This is a genomic window from Halorubellus sp. JP-L1 (assembly GCF_011440375.1).
Taxonomy (GTDB): Archaea; Halobacteriota; Halobacteria; order Halobacteriales; family Natrialbaceae; genus Halorubellus.
Genome location: NZ_JAAOIR010000001.1, coordinates 641,146 through 656,388 on the forward strand (window position 1 = coordinate 641,146; position 15,243 = coordinate 656,388).

Here is a 15,243-nt window from a genome sequence, read left to right on the forward strand (position 1 = left end):
CCGTCGCGATGCGTGCGCTCCCCGTCGCGATGCTCGCGCACCTCACGCGGGAATCTCAGGAATCATACAGGAACGCGTTTCAGGGACCGCTTTTCCCGGTTCCCGTGCTACGACGAGTACGATGACGATGCTCAGTGAGGACGCACCGACGGTGGTGGCGCTCTGTGGCAGTCGACGCGACGCGAGCAAGACCAGGGTCGCGCTCCACGCGACGCTCGACGCGGCCCGCGAACGCGGCGCGGAGACGCGCCTCGTCGACCTGGACGCGTACGACCTCCCGCCGTTCGACGCCGACGACGGCGACGCCGGCGACGCACCGACGCTCCGCGACATCGTCGACGACGCGGACGCGATCGTCCTCGGCACCCCGAACTACCACGGGTCGTACTCGGGCGTGCTCAAGAACGCACTGGACTACCTCGGACGCGACGAGTTCGCCGGGAAGACCATCGGCCTCCTCGAGGTCGCGGGCGGGACCTTCCCGGGGAGCGCGCTCGCGCACCTCCGCACGGTCGCCCGCACGCTGAACGCGTGGACGCTCCCCGTCGAGGTCGCCGTCCCGTCCTCGCACTCGACGGTTCGCGCGGACGGCATCGCCGACGACGATGTCGCCGCCCGCGTCGAGCAACTCGGCCGCGACGTCGTCGATTACGCGCGCGTCGACGAGCACCCGGAAATCCGGCGCGCGCCAGCGACCGGCGACTGACAGGCCCACGGTGGCGTGTTGCATGCCAGCGGGTCGCGAGGCACCCAAAGGTTTCTGCCGGTGGCCGCGCCTCCCTCTCTCATGACCGACGCGGAGGGACCTGGTGGAGCGGTCGACGACGCGACGGTGCGCGAGATGGTCGCCGCGCTCCGGCCGGCGTGGACCGTGCGCGGCGTCGAGCGTAGCGAGCACGGCACGGACTTCGTCGCGACGCTCGACGTGGAGACGCCGACCGGCGACCGTCGCGTCGTCCTGAAGGCGACGACCGCCGACCTCGTCGACCCCGAGGTCGCTCGCTCGGAACCGCGCCTGTTCGAGTTCGTCGCCAGCGAGACCCAGATCCCGGTCCCGGACGTGTACGGGTTCTGTGACGCCCACGACGACCTCCCCGCGCCGTTCTACCTCGCCGAGCACGTCCCAGGCGAGACGTACGAGGGCGACGCGAGCGCGCTCTCGGCGGCCGCCCAGCGACGCGTGATCGAGGCCGCGGCCGAGCACCTCGCGGCACTCCACGAGTGCGGGCCGCTTCCCGCGGTCGGCACCGTCGGCGTCCACGACGGCGACCTCGCGGTGCTCGACACCGACGACCACCCCCGGTACGAGGACGACCGCGAGCAGCTCCACGACGACTGCATGGAGACCATCGACGCGCTCGAGGACGGCGGCTACTTCCCCGAACTCGCCGAGGACCCCCGGCGGTTCGCCGACCTCGCCGACGACCTCCGCGCGCACGTCGAAGAGACCGTGCGAGCGCTCTCCGAACCGGATCCACCGACGTACTGCCACTGGGACTACCGGTACGGGAACCTCCTCGTGGACCCCGACACCGGCGCGACGAACGCCGTCCTCGACTGGGCGAACCTCAGCGCGCGCGAACCCGCGAACAACCTCGCGAACGCCGAGTTCCACCTCCTCGACGCGGACGACCCCGACGAGTCGACCCTCGAAGCGCGCCGCGACCTGTTCCGGCGTACGTACCGCGACGCCCGCAGCGACGACTGGGCGTTCACCGACGCCGTCCGCGACCGCATAGCCGCCTACGAGTTCGGCGCGCGCCTCGGCGCGATGGCCTGTCTCCCGCTCTGGTACCGGGACGCCACGCCCGCCGAACGCGACGCCGTCGAAGCCGAACACCGCGAGTTCGTCCACGAACGCATCTAACCGCACGCTCCCGGGACGAGAGCAACAACTCCGTTCGGCCGACGCCCCGCCTGTGGTCGTGGTAGCGCGTCTCGCGCAAGTCTTAATGGTCCCCCGGCATTCAGTACGGTCGCAATGGCAGAAGGCGAAGTTGATTTCTTCAACGACACTGGCGGCTACGGTTTCATCTCGACGGACGAAGCGGACGACGACGTGTTCTTCCACATGGAAGACGTCGGCGGCCCGGACCTCGAAGAGGGACAGCAGGTCGAGTTCAGCATCGAGCAGGCGGACAAGGGTCCGCGTGCGACGAACCTGACGCGACTTTAAACTCGGTTTCCGACCCGCCGTCGGTGTCGTTCGATGCGGTTTCGAAGGCGATTCGCGGCGACGACGATTCCGTTCTGACGGGGTAACACTCGTCACACACACTATCACTCGACAGCGCGAGCGCCGAGGTTCGACTCGGAGCGACGCGCTATCGACGATTCCGTACTCGGAGCGAATCGGTAGCGTGCGGTTGCGAGTTCACCGATAGCGAGATATCGTCTCCCGACGATTCTTCGGCATGAACGAGACGACGAGTACGACCGCCGCGATCCGGCGTCGGTCGCCCGAGGAGACGTTCGCCCTGTTGGGCGACGACACGCGAATCGCCATCCTCCGAGCGATGGGCGAGGCGCCCGAGGACGCGCTGTCGTTCTCCGCGCTCCGCGAGCGCGTCGGCACCGAGGACTCCGGGCAGTTCAACTACCACCTCCGGAAGCTCGTCGGGTCCTTCGTCCGGAAGGCCGCGGACGGCTACGAGTTGACGTACGCCGGGCGACAGATCGTCGGCGCGATGCACGCCGGGACGTACACGGCGAACGCGACCGTCGACTCGCTGCCCGTCGACGGCGCGTGCCCGTTCTGCGGGGCCGCGATCGAGGCGTCGTACGCCGACGAGACGGTGTCGACGTCCTGTACGAGTTGCGGGGAGTGGTTCAACGAGTTCTCGTTCCCGCCGGGGAGTCTGGACCAGTTCGACGGCGCGGCGTTACCGCTCGCGTTCGACCGGTGGATGCTGCACGTCGTCGACGGCGTCCTCGCCGGGTTCTGTCACACGTGCGCGGGACGGATGACCGGGCGCGTCGTCGTGGGCGACGCCGAGGACGGGGCGTTCGCCGGGCAGCCCGCGCACCTGGAGTTCGCGTGCGGGCGCTGTGGCGACCGCGTCCGGACCGGCGGAGCGACGCCGGTCACGATGCATCCCGCCGTCGAGGGGTTCCTGTACGAGCACGGACTGGACGTGCACCGCCAGCCGTCGTGGGCGGTCTGGCAGGACGTCCCGGTGCCGTCGGTCGACGTCGTCTCGCACGACCCGCCCCGGCTCCGGGTCGTCGTCGCGCACGAGGGCGAGCGCGTCGTCGCGACCGTCGAGTCGGACGCGACCGTGAGCGACCTGCGTCGGGAACCTGTCGGAGACTGACGCAGAGTGCGGGAACTGCCGGTGAGAAGGCAGGGGCAGTCACCGCTGGAGGGGCACCGACTCGACCTCGAACCGGTTCCGTGAGGTGTTCGTTCGGAAGGATTAGGGTCACGGGGGCGCTTGTCCACGGCGATGAAGCGACGAAGCGTCGTCGGGGGACTGGTGTCGCTGTCGCTCGCGGGATGCCTCCGGTTGACTGACTCCGGAGGGACGGCCACGAACACGGGGGCGTCGGCGAGCATCGAGACCGCGTCGCGGACCACCGCGGCGACGTCGACCAACGCGGACGCGGCCTCGACGGAGTCGTCGGTAGAGGCCACCCGCGAACCGGGCGTGTACGCGAAAGTCGTCGAGGCACCCGAGCCGTTCGTCCTGGGTCGAACGCAGCGCATCGCCGTTCGCGTGGAGAACGACCGTGACGTCGAGTTCGACGGCGAGATCGAGTTGCGTCTCGACGGCGAGCTGCGAGCCATCGAATCCGTCACGCTCAGATCTCGGACCGCGGCGACCGTCGCGTTCGATCTGACCGTCGAGTCCCTCGAGACCCACTCCATGCGATTGGTCGTTACGGGCGCGTCCACGGAGGAGGTGCTCGTCGACGGGTCTCTCCCCCCGGCGCGACACGCCGTCACGGTCGACTGGGGTGCGTCGTACGTGCCCAGCGACGACCCGGACTCCGATTCGACGGACGACCGCAGGCTCGCGTTCTACTGTCGCGAGCTCGTGCTCGAACGCGCCGGGGAAGCCATCGAGACGTACGACGTCGGCGTGATCGAGGACGAACCGAGGCGACTCGAGGGGACGTACGACCCGGAGGAGAACGACGGCGAGAAGTGGCGCTGGTTCGGTGGCCCCGAGCAGCGGACCGTCGTCGGGTTCGAGGAGGGCCTCCTGGCGAACGCGGACGCGCTCCGGTTCGTCGGGCACGTATCACCGGAGCCGGACGAGATGCCCGTGACTGCGGAGGTCGGCGACCGCCAGACGGATCAGCGGACCTGGACCGAATCGACGGACGAGTACGTCGTCTCCATCGCGGTCGACCAGTAGCGTCGCCGCACGCTCGAGCGAGCGGTCCGCTCGCTGCGAGTCAGCCGTCCCGTCCCCGAGCACGGACGGACGGAACTTTTAGGTCACGAGGCTGGTACCTACCTACGAATGAAACGAAGGGGAGTGCTTGGGGCGCTGGTCCCGACGGTGGTCGGGGGGTGTCTCCGGCTCGAGGGCGGCCGGGGGACGAGCACTGGCGAGTCGACGGTTCGGGGGGAGTCGATCACTACGGCGCCCGCGTCGACCGCGGAGGTGACGACGACTGCATCCGAGCTGGTCGCGTCGGCGGAGATGACCGAACAGATAGGGAGCGCGACAGCTGGCGAGATCACCGTCCACATAGACAACAGCGCGGCGACGTCGTTCGACGGCGAATTGCTGTTGCTGTTCGACCGCGAGGTCCAGTCGACGCAGTCGGTGACCGTCGACGCGGGAGCGGAGACGACGGCCGTGGTCCCGGTGGACGCGCTCGACGTCGGCGAACGGACGGTCTCCGTCGAGTTGCGCGCATCGGACCGCCGCGAGGTCGTGTTCGAGGAGACGCTCGGAACGCCCACGACCCCCCTCGCGCTCGAGTGGGGGGCCGATTACTCGCCGTCGCACAGAACGCGGGCGTGGTCGTACGTCTGCTACGAGATCGCCATCGAGTCGCCGACCGGGACGCTCGCGACCTACAACGTCGGTGGCCCCGAAGAAGGCCTCACGTTCTACGGAGGGACGTACCGGTTCAATCCGGAGCAGCGACAAGACGTCAGCCGCTGGTTCGGTGGGAGCGCCCGTGGAACCGTCATGGGGTTCGAGGACGTCGACCTCGAGGCGGCGACGACGATGCGGTTGACCGGGCATCTCGCGAAGACGATCGACTCGCTCCCCGTGGTGTGTCGGATGAGTGGCCTCGAGGTCGCCGAACGGACGTGGGAACGCGACGGCGAGCATACGATACCGTTGACGCTGTTCGAGTGACCGCTCGCGGTCCTCATCTCACGACGATGCCGTCGAGCGCGCCGCGGTAGCGGTCGGCGAGCGTGCCGACGAGGCGGCGTTCGACGGGCGTGAACCCGAACCAGCGGAGTGTGGCGGCGTACGCGGCGACGCCGACGAGGACGCCGACGGCGATGCCCGCGGCTCCAGGGAGGAGTTCGCGCGCGCCGACGGCGGCGGCTGCGAGCGGGGTGGCGGCGACGAGCGTGTAGCCGTGCCGGCGCGTGAGCGGCTGGAGCCCTTCGAGGTGGTAGAGGACGACGACCTCGAGGGCGTTGTTGAGCGTGAGCATCAGGACGTACGTCCCGACGAGGCCGGGGAGACCGAACTCGGCGGTGAGCGGGATGGCGACGACGACGAGCGCGGCGGTGATGGCGGTGTTGACGACGAGGAGCGCGCGCTGGTTGTCCGTCATCGCGAGGAGAATGCCGACGCTCCCGGCGGCGCACGCGACGTACTGCGCGACGACGAATCCGGCGAGGAGGTCGGCGTAGGGGACGAACGCGTCGCCGAACACCGCCATGACGTCGCGTCGGTAGACGACGACGGGGACCGAGAGGCCGGTGACGCCGACGAGCACCATCCGGCTCGTGACGTGGTAGAGTCGGCTGAGTGCGCGGGCGTGCCCGGACTCGTTGAGTTCCGCCGCGACGGGCGGGATGAACTGATTGATCGCCATGAGCGGCAGGCGGACGAGCGAGCCGACGAGGACCCCGACCGCGAACACGCCGCCGGCGAGACCGGTGAGGAACCACGCGATGAGCGGGTAGAACCCGAGGCGCTGGGTGACGGTCGCGAACCCGCCGACGAACAGCGGGAGCGTGTACGCGACGTACCGGTGCCAGAGCGCGCGGACGTCCGGCCCCCTGAGTCGCGGGCGGATGCCGCGGTCGCGTGCGAGCCACGCCATCGCGCCGACGCCGACGACGCCGTACGCGGCGACGACGCCGACCGCGACGAGGACGGCGTCGTCGAACACGAGGACGCCGACGCCACCGACCGCGAGTTGCGCGAGCGGGAAGCCGACGCGCATCGTGAGCGTGAGCGGCCCGACGGCCTCGAGTCCGCGCATCACCTCGCCGACGGCGAACAGCCACGTCATCGCGGGCATCCCGACGGCGAACACCCGCAACAGCGTCTCGAACTGGCCGGGGCGGCCGACGTCGACGAGGCCGGCGACGGTCGGCGCGGCGACGTAGAGGACGGCACCGAAGAGGACGGAGACGGCGAGCAGGAGGACGCTCGCGAACGCGATCAGCGCGTCGCGTTCGGCGTCGTCGGCCGCGTTCGGGAGGAACCGACTGAGGCCGCTCTTGAACCCGAACGCGAGGTGGAGGAGGTACGACTGACTGCGGCGTGCGAGCGCGAACACGCCGTACGCGCTCGCGCCGAGGCCGTTCGTGAGGACGGCCGTGAACGCGACCGAGAGCCCGCGCTCGGCGAGGATGCCGGGGACGGAGACGGTCGCACCGTGAGCGACGCGTTCGAGCGCGTCCTCGAGGCGCGACTCGACGAGCGCGTCCGTCGGCGCCTCGACGTCGCCGTCGCTCACGGTAGCGGCGCGTTCGTCGTCGCCGTCGCTCACGATGGCGGCGCGTTCGTCGTCGCCGTCGTCGCGGGGGTCGGGGCTGGAGGGCGCTGCGGGCTCGTCGTCGGTCGCGTCCGCGGTCACGCCACCCCCTTCCGTACTCTCCGGAATAAGTCCAGTGATGCCTAGAGACGGCGTCTCGTGGTAATCGCTAGCGGTCGAGTCGCGGTCGAACGGAAACGGACTTGGTCGCGCCGCGTCGATTCGAGTGCATGGATCGGAACCGGTTCGTCGTGCTCGCGTTCGTCGCGTTCGGGTGCGTGCTGGCGTCGTTCGTCACCCTTGGGTTCGGTCGGCTCGCGTTCGGGTTCCGGACCGCGCAGTTGCTCGCGGCGCCGTTTGGCCTGGTCGCGTTCGCGCTCGTGGTGGTGCTTTTCGCGTCGTCGGTGTGGACGACGTTCGTCTCCGGCGTCGAGGACACTGATTGAAGAGATTGCGAGGCATTGGCGAGGATACCGACTGAAGTGGCGGCGTGCGCTCGTCGTGGATACTGGCCGGAGTGGTGGCCTGCGTTCGTCGTGGGCCCCGAGTGGCGGACGACCGCACCATAGATTTCCGTAAGCAATAGGCTTTAGTTAAGCTCGTTCGTTTTGCAAAATGCAGCGAGCGGTCCGCGTCGTGCCCGACCACGGGCATGGCCTCGGCGTCGGACGTCCGACCCTCCCCCCCGGGCGGGCGTCCCGTCGAGGACGCCGCAGCGAGCCGACCTCTGGGTCGGGTGCCTGTCGTCGCGATCACGGCATCGCGACGACTCGTCGACGGCGTCTCGAGCGCGACCGGCCGCTCGACCCGCATCTTCTTCCAATCGAGTGAACTCGCACCTGTGGGAGACGGCACGCCAGGGCCGTCGCTCCCCACCGAGAGCGGCGACGCCTGGGCGACCCCAACGGCGGGCCGCGCGAAGGAAACGCCTTTTCGCGGGGGTGGCGAAGGCTCGGGCATGGACGTCAACGAGATCGCGGACCTCGGGACCGAGCGACGCGCGGCGCTGTTCGAACGCGACGCCGGCGTCGAGGGCGCCCGGGACGCGGTACGGGAGGTGGTCGAGCGCGTGCGCGAAGAGGGCGACGTCGCAGTTCGCGAGTTCACCGAGGAGTTCGACGACGTGACCGTCGGGAACCTCGACGTCGGCGACGACGCCGAGCGCGCGTACGAGGACCGCGTGAGCGACGACGTGCGGGACGCGATCGACGCGGCGGTCGCGAACGTCCGCGAGTTCCACGAGCGCCAGGTCCCCGAGGACTGGCGCGAGGAGTTCTCGCCGGGGCGCGAACTCGGACGACGATTCCGGCCGCTCTCGCGCGTCGGCGTCTACGCACCCGGTGGCACGGCAGCGTATCCATCGAGCGCCATCATGGGCGTGGTGCCGGCGAAGGTCGCTGGCGTCGACCAGGTCGCAGTCGCGACACCACCCGCCGAGGAGATGAATCCAGCGACGCTCGCCGCGGTGCACGCTGCGGGCGCAGACGAAGTGTACAGCATCGGTGGCGCGCAAGCCATCGCGGCGCTCGCGTACGGCACGGAGAGCGTGCCGCGCGTCCAGAAGGTCGTCGGACCGGGCAGCAAGTGGGTGACGGCGGCGAAGGCCGAAGTCCGTGGGGACGTCGACATCGACTTCCTCGCCGGCCCGAGCGAGGTGCTCGTGCTCGCCGACGACACCGCCGACCCCGCACTCGTCGCCGCCGAACTCGTCGCGCAGGCCGAGCACGACCCGGACGCGAGCGTCGTCGCCGTCACCGACGACGCGGACCTCGCGGACGACGTCGTCGACGCCGTCGCAGCCCAGGTCGACGGACGCGACCGCGAGAGCACGATCCGCGACGCGCTCGCGAACGACGCCTCCGGCGTTCTCCTGGCGCGCTCGATGAGCGAAGCCGTCCTGTTCGCGAACGAGTACGCCGCCGAACACCTCGTCGTGCAGGCCGACGACGACGAATCGCTCCTCGACCGCGTCGACAACGCCGGGAGCGTCTTCCTCGGCCCGAACACTCCGGTGGCCGCCGGCGACTACGCCTCCGGCACGAACCACGTCCTCCCGACGAACGGCGGCGCGAAGCGCCACGGCGGCCTGAGCGTCGACGCGTTCGTTCGCTCCACGACCGTCCAGCGCCTCGACGACACCGGGCTCCGCGACCTCGCCGACACCATCACGACGCTCGCCGAAGCCGAAGGCCTCGAAGCGCACGCCGAGAGCGTCCGCAAGCGACTCGACCGCGCCGAGGGCGACTGACGCCGCGACCACCACCCCGTTCGGCGCGCGGTGACGCAGCGCGCGAGTGACGACGAGCGCGGCTGCGTCGATACCGTGCGAGGGATGAGTCCGGCGGCGACCGACTGGAGCCGCCGGACGAATCGGCTGGGGAGGACGAGGGCTGGTCGCAGGGCGGTCGCGGTGGCTGAGCGGTCGCGGTGCCGTCGCGGTGGCTGAGCCGTCACGGTAGTGCCGATGTCCCGTGTCCGGCGGCTCCGCCGCCGGTTCACCGCGAGCGCCCAGCGGGCGCGAGCGGCCTTTTTTTCATCAACGTTTTTTCAAGGAGTGGTGGCCCGAAGGGCCACCCGACGCAGAAAAAAGGTTGTACGCCAGCCTTAACTCGCTCCCCGTCCGTTGTACGACCATGAGTACGGAAAGCGCGTCTGCCGAACCGGGTGGCAGTCTCACCGTGAGCGAGGAGGCCGCCGAGGAGGCGCTCTCGCTCATCGAGAGCGAGGGCATGGACGTCGAGGAGTCCGGACTTCGCCTGTTCGTCAAACAGGGCGGGTGCGCGGGCCTGTCCTACGGGATGCGGTTCGAGCACGAGCCCGCCGACGAGGACTCGGTGTTCGACCACCACGGCCTCCGGGTGTTCGTCGACCCCGCGAGTCTGGACTACGTCGAGGGCAGCCACCTCGCGTACGAAGGCGGCCTCCAGGGCGAGGGGTTCCACGTCGAGAACCCCAACGTCGTCAGCGAGTGCGGCTGCGGCGAATCGTTCCGGACCTGATCGCTCGCCGACTGCGGCTCTTACTCGCGTGCTCGCTTCTCACTCTTCGCCGTCCCAGTAGTCGACGGCGTCGTCGGTCCTGAAGTAGCCGTGGACGCTGCGGTCCGCGCGGCTGCCGGGCGGCGACCCGGCGAACACGCCGACTTTCTCGCTGTCGGGGTACTCGATGATCTCGGGTTCGTCCATCGTCGACACCATCAGGTACCGGAGCGGGTCGTCGCCGTCGTTGACGACGCGGTGCGCGCCCTCGGGCGCTGCGGGGCAATGGACGTACGATCCAGCGGAGACGCGGTACTCGTCGTCGCCGAGTCGAACGAGGCCGTCGCCGTCGAGGACGTAGATCGCTTCGGCGTTCGCGGTGTGGTAGTGGTACGGCCACGAGCGCTTCCCTGGCGGGAGCTCGTAGAGGCTACAGCCGAGGTCGTCGCCGGCGCCGGCGGCGTCCGCGAGGCGCTTCCGTCGGAACGCCGCGTCGCCGCGCTCTAACTCCTCCCACTCGAGGTCGCTCTCGTCGACTGGCTCCATGCGCGGGCGGTTCGCGGAGATTCGCGAAAGAAGTTCGGGTCCGCCGGTCGACACCGCGCCGGAGCGGTCCGCGGCGGCCCGCGCCGTCACCGCCCGCGCGGCCCGTCGCCGGGCCGTCGCGACGAGTCGCCGTCGGACCCGTCTCGTGCGTAGTAGATGATTCTGATCGCGGCGAGGCCGGTCCCGACCGCGACGAGGCGCGCGACCAGATCGGACGCACCGGTCGCGAAGTCAGTGGCCAGGTGCGGGACGTACCAGACGACCATCGCACCCTGGAGGACGAGTGCCGCGAGCAGGACGTCGCTGCGATTGGGGACTCCGGACACGGCTCTCGATTCCGTGTGGACCGAGAAGAGTCTTCGGTGGCGGTCAGCCCTCGAGTTCGAACGCCACAACGACCTCGGCCTGGTACTCTCGGTTCTCGACGCTCGCGACCTCGACGCCGAGTTCCTCGACCTCGATCCAGTGGACGTTGTCGAGGGTGTCCTGTGCGCGCTCGATCGCGTCGTCGGCCGCGGCGTCGAAGCTCTCCGGGCTGGTGCCGATCAGGGTGATCTTCTTGAATACCATCGCGTTCTGGTGGTCGACCGCGGCCGACGTAAGCCTAGGGGCGTGGTATCATGCCTCGCGAGAATTGGTGGCGAGGCGCTCGCGGAGCGCGCCGACGACGTCCGTGAGGTAGAGGTGGCCCCAGAGCGCGACGAGCAGGCCACCGACGGTATTCCACACGAGGTCGCCGAGGGTGTCCTCGACGCTGTACTGCGTGAGGACGGTGTCGACGCCGACCACGCCCGTCGCGAGCGTGATCGCGTACTCGAGGACCTCCCAGGCGACGCCGAACGCCATCGTGAACGCCAGCACGTACGCGAACGTCACCTTCCGCGGGAGCGAGATCGACTCCGAGTGCTCGTCGAACGCGCGCACCGTCGCGTACGCGACCGCGGCGACCACGCTCGCCGACAGCGCGTGCGTGACGTCGTCCCACACCGGTAGCGTGCGGTAGAACGAACTCTCCATCCCGGGGAGCCCGACCGTCCCGAGGGCGTGCAGGAACGCCGCGGTCGTGATCCAGAGCGTGAGCGCGGCGTCCATCGGCACCTCGTAGTCGCGCTCGACGATCGCGGGCAGCTGCACGACGAGGAGGCCGACCGCGCAGTTCACGACGATTCCCGGATTCAGCTCGTACACGCCGACGAACAGCAGGCCGACGAGCGCGAGCTCCATCAGGCGCGTGACCTTGACCTGCGTGCGTTCGGAGATCCCGAAGCGGTCGCGGATCCTCATCGCCGACTCACCTCCGGCGGGAGACGGTCGAGGTTCGCGGTCCGCCTGACGTAGAACTCGAAGACGAACGCGGCGAGGACGCCCGCGAGGATCGAGTACACGAACTCGATCATGAGCGCCTCGTTCGACGCGACGAACGTCGGCCCGAATATCGCCCAGCGCACGACCGCCCACGCGCCGGCGGCCGCCATCGTGAACACGACGACCGAGAGGATGGCGAACCCGAGCGTCATCCGGACCGCGGTGAACACGTGGAGTTCGACGGCGACGACGAGCGCGACCGCGGCGACCGCGAGGTACGTCGCGAGCGCCTCCGTGATCGGAACCGTCGCGAACAGCCGGCCGAGCACCGGGAGCGCCGCCAGGACGAGGACCTCCCACGGCAGCATGATGCGCGGATTCCGGTACGCGACCGCGGGCAGAACGGCGAGTCCGGCGACGACGACCGCGAACAGCGCCGACGTGAGGTCCGCGAGCGCGAGCTCGGTCGCGGCGCTCGCCACGACCGCCCCGATCACGAGCCACGCGAGGACCGCGTTCACGCGATGATCCTCGAACAGCCCGGCGAGGTCGTCGTCGAAACCGCCAGCGGCGTCGTCACTCATGGACGCCCCTTGCTGGCCACCACTCAAAAAGGTACGTTCACGGTCGTCGACGGGTCGCTACTTTCGGTCCAGGCGCTGGAGGCCGTGCCAGATCGCCTCGATCATCCGCGACTCTCCGTCGGCCGCGCCATCGCCGTCGGCGTCAGCATCGGCATCGCTGTCGGCATCGGCGTCCTCGGCGGCGTCGCGCCAGCCGCGAGCGAGCGCGTCCTCGATCACTGCCAAATCGTGGTTCTCGAAGTTGTTCATGCCGCGGAACGCCTCGAGCGCCTCGCGCTCGGCGTCACCGAACCCCTCGTCGGCGATGGGTTCGGGGTCGTCGTCGTAGAACCCGAGGTCGGCGAGGGTCGCGGCGACCTCGCGGCCGACCTCGCCGTCGAGTTCGCGGACGTCGTCGGGTTCCTCGCGCGAGAGGAGCGTGATGTCGTAGATCCTGAACACGCGCTCGAGTTCGTCGATCGGGTGCTCGTGGTCGTCGACGCGCACGTCGATCCAGCGGTCGTTCTTCCCGTCGTACCCGCCGTCGGGCTTCGCGACGTACATCGCGGCGGACTGCTCGCCCCGCGAGTCGCCGCCGGCGTCGTTCCCGGCGTGCAGCGCCGCGAGCAGCTTCTCGGGGAGGCCGGCGTCGGTCGACTCGAACGCGTCGGCCATCGCGGGCAGCGTCTCGTCGTTCTCGAGGATGTTCCCCTGAACGGTGTACCCCTCGCCCTGGACGTCGCCGGCGACGTCGAAGCACTCGTCGCCCGTGAACGCCGCGACGGAGCCGTCCTGGCCGACGACGCCGACCTGGCGGTCCTCGGCCGCGTCGTCCGCCTCGGTGAGTTCGTCGACGACCGACTCGGCGTCGTGGCCGTCCCGGAGCAACTCCAGGCCGTCCGGGCCGTACGCGACGTTCGCGAACGACTGCGTCGCGACCGCGCCGGCGTCCGCGCTCGCGAACGGGACGACGCTCCCGACGCTCACGAACTTCGACTGGACGGCGACGCCGACCGCGTCCGTCTCCGGGTCGCGAGCGACGATCGAGAACGTCGAGGGCCTCGGCTGCTCCAGGTCGTCGCTGTCTCGCGGTCGGGCCCTCGACTGCTCCAGGTCGTCGCTCCCCATGTGCTTCCGTGACATACGCGACGGCACGCGGCAGTCCGGCAAAAGCCCTGTCGTCCCGGAAGCTAATCGCGGATCGGTCGATAGGCCGGGAGTGGCGGTCTTCGGGCGGGCGCGGACGTGGTCGCTGCCGCGCCCGGAGTCCTCAGTCGTCCGCGGGTAGCACCCCCATGTGGTCGTCGTCGGTCGACTCGGTCGCGTCCGCGGAGTCGGTCGACTCGGTCGCGTTCGACGACTCGGGCGCGTCTTCCGACTCGGGCGTTCCGCTCGCGTCGTCGCCGGTCTTCTCGACGGTGAGCGGTTGTCGCGAGGCGAGTTCGCAGTCGAACGAGGGATGTTCGGCGTAGTGCCAGACGAGCATGTGTCGACGCCCGCCCGTGAGTCCGCTCCGGCCGACGTCCTCGGCCGTGAACGACTCGGGGAGGCGGTCGTAGCGGCGCTCGCAGGCCTCGAAGGATTCGAACACCTTCTCGTGGCCCGCGGAGTCCGCGCCGCGGCGCGCGACCACGTACTTGCCGTCCTCGCGGTGCGTGCCCGTCGTGTGGACGTACTCGGTGGTGCGCGTGAGAGCGTTCGACAACGCGTCGCGTAACTGTGCTGCTTCGTCGCGGCTCAGGTCGTGCGTTTCGTCGCCGACGCACAGGGACAGGTCGTGGTCGTCGGCTACGACGGTCGGCTTACCGTCGGAGAATTTCTCGACCAGGAGCCTGGGAACTCCGTGTCATTGCGTCCGTACGAGCGAGACCGAGGGACAAAAAGCCTGGTGGTCGTGCAGGTTTCGCCGGTCGTCGCGACCCCCGCCCGTTTCTCGCGCACCGGGCGTCGCGGTTCCCGGGATGCTCTACGAATCCAGCGTCGCGGTGAGGGAGACGGCGACGAGGAGCGCGAGCGCGCCGAGGTAGAGGAACGTGAGGACGAAGATGACGCCGCCGAGGAGGTCGTACGCGAGCGAGAACGTCCCGTACGTCGCGTAGAGGTCGAACGCGTACCGGAGGAGCGACCACGCGACGGCGGTCGCGATGGAGCCCGCGACAGCGGCGCGGAGACCGGGGCGTTCCGGTGGGAGCGTCACGAACACGGGGAACAGCGCGAACGCGACCGCGACGACGAGCAGGGCGTCCCAGACGACGCCCGTGAACGTCGAGACGACGCCGGCGGCGGCGAGCGCCATCCCGATGCAGATCGCGGGGACGACGACGCACGCGGCGAGTGCGCGCGCGGGCAGACTCTCCTCGTGGTCGGTCTCGTAGACGCGCTCGAACGCGGATTCGAGCGCGCGGTAGAGACGGGACCACCCCCAGAGGAGGCCGACGGTTCCGACGACGCCGAGTCCCGTCGCGCCGGTCGAGTCCAGGAGCGCGCGATGGAGGAGGTCCTGGCCGGCGGGCGTGAGCGCGATCTCGAGTTGCTGGACCGACCAGTCCGCGAGCACGCTCCCGTACGCGACCTGGACGACGACGAACGCGAGGACGGCCACGGGGACGAGCGACCCGAGCCAGTAGTACGCGACGGCGGCGGCGACGAACGTCACGTCCGCGCGACGCGCCCGCTCGACCGTCTCCGAGGGCGCGCTCACGACCGCTCACGGGCGTGAACGCCCGAAGCGACACCCCTGGTGGTGGTCGTGGTCGACGGGGCGGTCGACGCCCGGAGCCAGCACCCGGTCGGCGACCGCTCGTCGGACGAAGCGTCTGGCATCAGTGTACCCTCGTCCGGGGAAGAAAGTCGTTATTCGTCTGGTACCGTAACACATTCGCTGCCAGTCGACTGGGTACGATCCCGTTACTCGCGGGGCCGTCGCGGTGCGTAGGCGG

Annotated in this window: 17 protein-coding genes and 1 pseudogene; 9 read left to right on the top strand and 9 right to left on the bottom strand. The window is 69.8% G+C overall.

The genetic code is table 11. From position 1 onward, the window contains the following. Positions 1-127 precede the first annotated feature (127 nt). From G9C85_RS03270 to G9C85_RS03295, 6 genes are all read left to right on the top strand, one after another. Positions 128-706, top strand: a complete 579-nt coding sequence (locus G9C85_RS03270) for an NAD(P)H-dependent oxidoreductase (protein ID WP_166038930.1) — start codon at positions 128-130, stop codon at positions 704-706. 81 nt (positions 707-787) lie between these two features. Continuing rightward, positions 788-1,867: a phosphotransferase family protein gene (locus G9C85_RS03275; protein ID WP_240148771.1), complete on the top strand. Its 1,080-nt coding sequence runs from the start codon at positions 788-790 to the stop codon at positions 1,865-1,867. Positions 1,868-1,981: 114 nt separating this feature from the next. Continuing rightward, positions 1,982-2,176: a cold-shock protein gene (locus G9C85_RS03280; RefSeq protein ID WP_166036875.1), complete on the top strand. Its 195-nt coding sequence runs from the start codon at positions 1,982-1,984 to the stop codon at positions 2,174-2,176. Positions 2,177-2,414: 238 nt separating this feature from the next. Beyond that, the gene (locus tag G9C85_RS03285; protein WP_166036877.1) at positions 2,415-3,314 is read left to right on the top strand and encodes a winged helix-turn-helix domain-containing protein; all 900 of its coding nucleotides are present in this window, start codon (positions 2,415-2,417) and stop codon (positions 3,312-3,314) included. A gap of 132 nt (positions 3,315-3,446) precedes the next feature. Beyond that, entirely contained in the window at positions 3,447-4,361 is a 915-nt protein-coding gene (locus G9C85_RS03290; RefSeq protein ID WP_166036879.1) for a hypothetical protein, read from the top strand. 108 nt (positions 4,362-4,469) lie between these two features. After that, positions 4,470-5,324, top strand: a complete 855-nt coding sequence (locus tag G9C85_RS03295) for a hypothetical protein (RefSeq protein ID WP_166036881.1) — start codon at positions 4,470-4,472, stop codon at positions 5,322-5,324. Positions 5,325-5,337: 13 nt separating this feature from the next. On the opposite strand, the gene G9C85_RS03300 is transcribed toward G9C85_RS03295, so the two are convergent. Further along, positions 5,338-7,014: a lipopolysaccharide biosynthesis protein gene (locus G9C85_RS03300; RefSeq protein ID WP_166036883.1), complete on the bottom strand. Its 1,677-nt coding sequence runs from the start codon at positions 7,012-7,014 to the stop codon at positions 5,338-5,340. Between the two features lie 128 nt (positions 7,015-7,142). On the opposite strand from G9C85_RS03300, the gene G9C85_RS03305 reads away from it, so the two are divergent. From G9C85_RS03305 to G9C85_RS03315, 3 genes are all read left to right on the top strand, one after another. Beyond that, a complete protein-coding gene (locus G9C85_RS03305; RefSeq protein WP_166036885.1) occupies positions 7,143-7,358 on the top strand; it encodes a hypothetical protein in 216 nt (71 codons plus the stop codon). Positions 7,359-7,870: 512 nt separating this feature from the next. Continuing rightward, positions 7,871-9,160 carry a histidinol dehydrogenase gene (gene hisD / locus G9C85_RS03310; RefSeq protein WP_166036887.1) on the top strand — a complete coding sequence of 430 codons (1,290 nt, stop codon included), beginning with the start codon at positions 7,871-7,873 and terminating at the stop codon, positions 9,158-9,160. 385 nt (positions 9,161-9,545) lie between these two features. Continuing rightward, on the top strand, positions 9,546-9,911 hold the full coding sequence (locus G9C85_RS03315; protein WP_166036889.1) for an iron-sulfur cluster assembly accessory protein: 366 nt from the start codon (positions 9,546-9,548) through the stop codon (positions 9,909-9,911). Positions 9,912-9,950: 39 nt separating this feature from the next. Here the strand turns inward: G9C85_RS03315 and G9C85_RS03320 are convergent, their stop codons facing one another. The 8 genes and pseudogenes from G9C85_RS03320 to G9C85_RS03355 all read right to left on the bottom strand — a co-directional run bounded on the left by G9C85_RS03320 (position 9,951) and on the right by G9C85_RS03355 (position 15,005). Beyond that, positions 9,951-10,436, bottom strand: a complete 486-nt coding sequence (locus G9C85_RS03320) for a cupin domain-containing protein (protein WP_166036891.1) — start codon at positions 10,434-10,436, stop codon at positions 9,951-9,953. 86 nt (positions 10,437-10,522) lie between these two features. Beyond that, a complete protein-coding gene (locus tag G9C85_RS03325) occupies positions 10,523-10,762 on the bottom strand; it encodes a hypothetical protein (RefSeq protein ID WP_166036893.1) in 240 nt (79 codons plus the stop codon). Positions 10,763-10,805: 43 nt separating this feature from the next. Further along, positions 10,806-11,006: a dodecin gene (locus G9C85_RS03330; RefSeq protein WP_166036894.1), complete on the bottom strand. Its 201-nt coding sequence runs from the start codon at positions 11,004-11,006 to the stop codon at positions 10,806-10,808. 48 nt (positions 11,007-11,054) lie between these two features. Then, complete coding sequence (locus tag G9C85_RS03335) at positions 11,055-11,720, bottom strand: hypothetical protein (protein WP_166036896.1); 666 nt, start codon at positions 11,718-11,720, stop codon at positions 11,055-11,057. Then, positions 11,717-12,325, bottom strand: coding sequence for a hypothetical protein (locus G9C85_RS03340; RefSeq protein WP_166036897.1), 609 nt, complete (start codon positions 12,323-12,325; stop codon positions 11,717-11,719). The genes G9C85_RS03335 and G9C85_RS03340 overlap by 4 nt, the downstream gene beginning before the upstream one ends. Positions 12,326-12,382: 57 nt before the next feature. Continuing rightward, positions 12,383-13,432 carry a DUF1028 domain-containing protein gene (locus G9C85_RS03345; protein ID WP_166038932.1) on the bottom strand — a complete coding sequence of 350 codons (1,050 nt, stop codon included), beginning with the start codon at positions 13,430-13,432 and terminating at the stop codon, positions 12,383-12,385. 262 nt (positions 13,433-13,694) lie between these two features. Then, a pseudogene (locus tag G9C85_RS03350) lies at positions 13,695-14,078 on the bottom strand (hypothetical protein); the annotation flags it as partial. Between the two features lie 192 nt (positions 14,079-14,270). Continuing rightward, entirely contained in the window at positions 14,271-15,005 is a 735-nt protein-coding gene (locus G9C85_RS03355) for a YhjD/YihY/BrkB family envelope integrity protein (protein WP_166036899.1), read from the bottom strand. Positions 15,006-15,243: the final 238 nt, after the last annotated feature.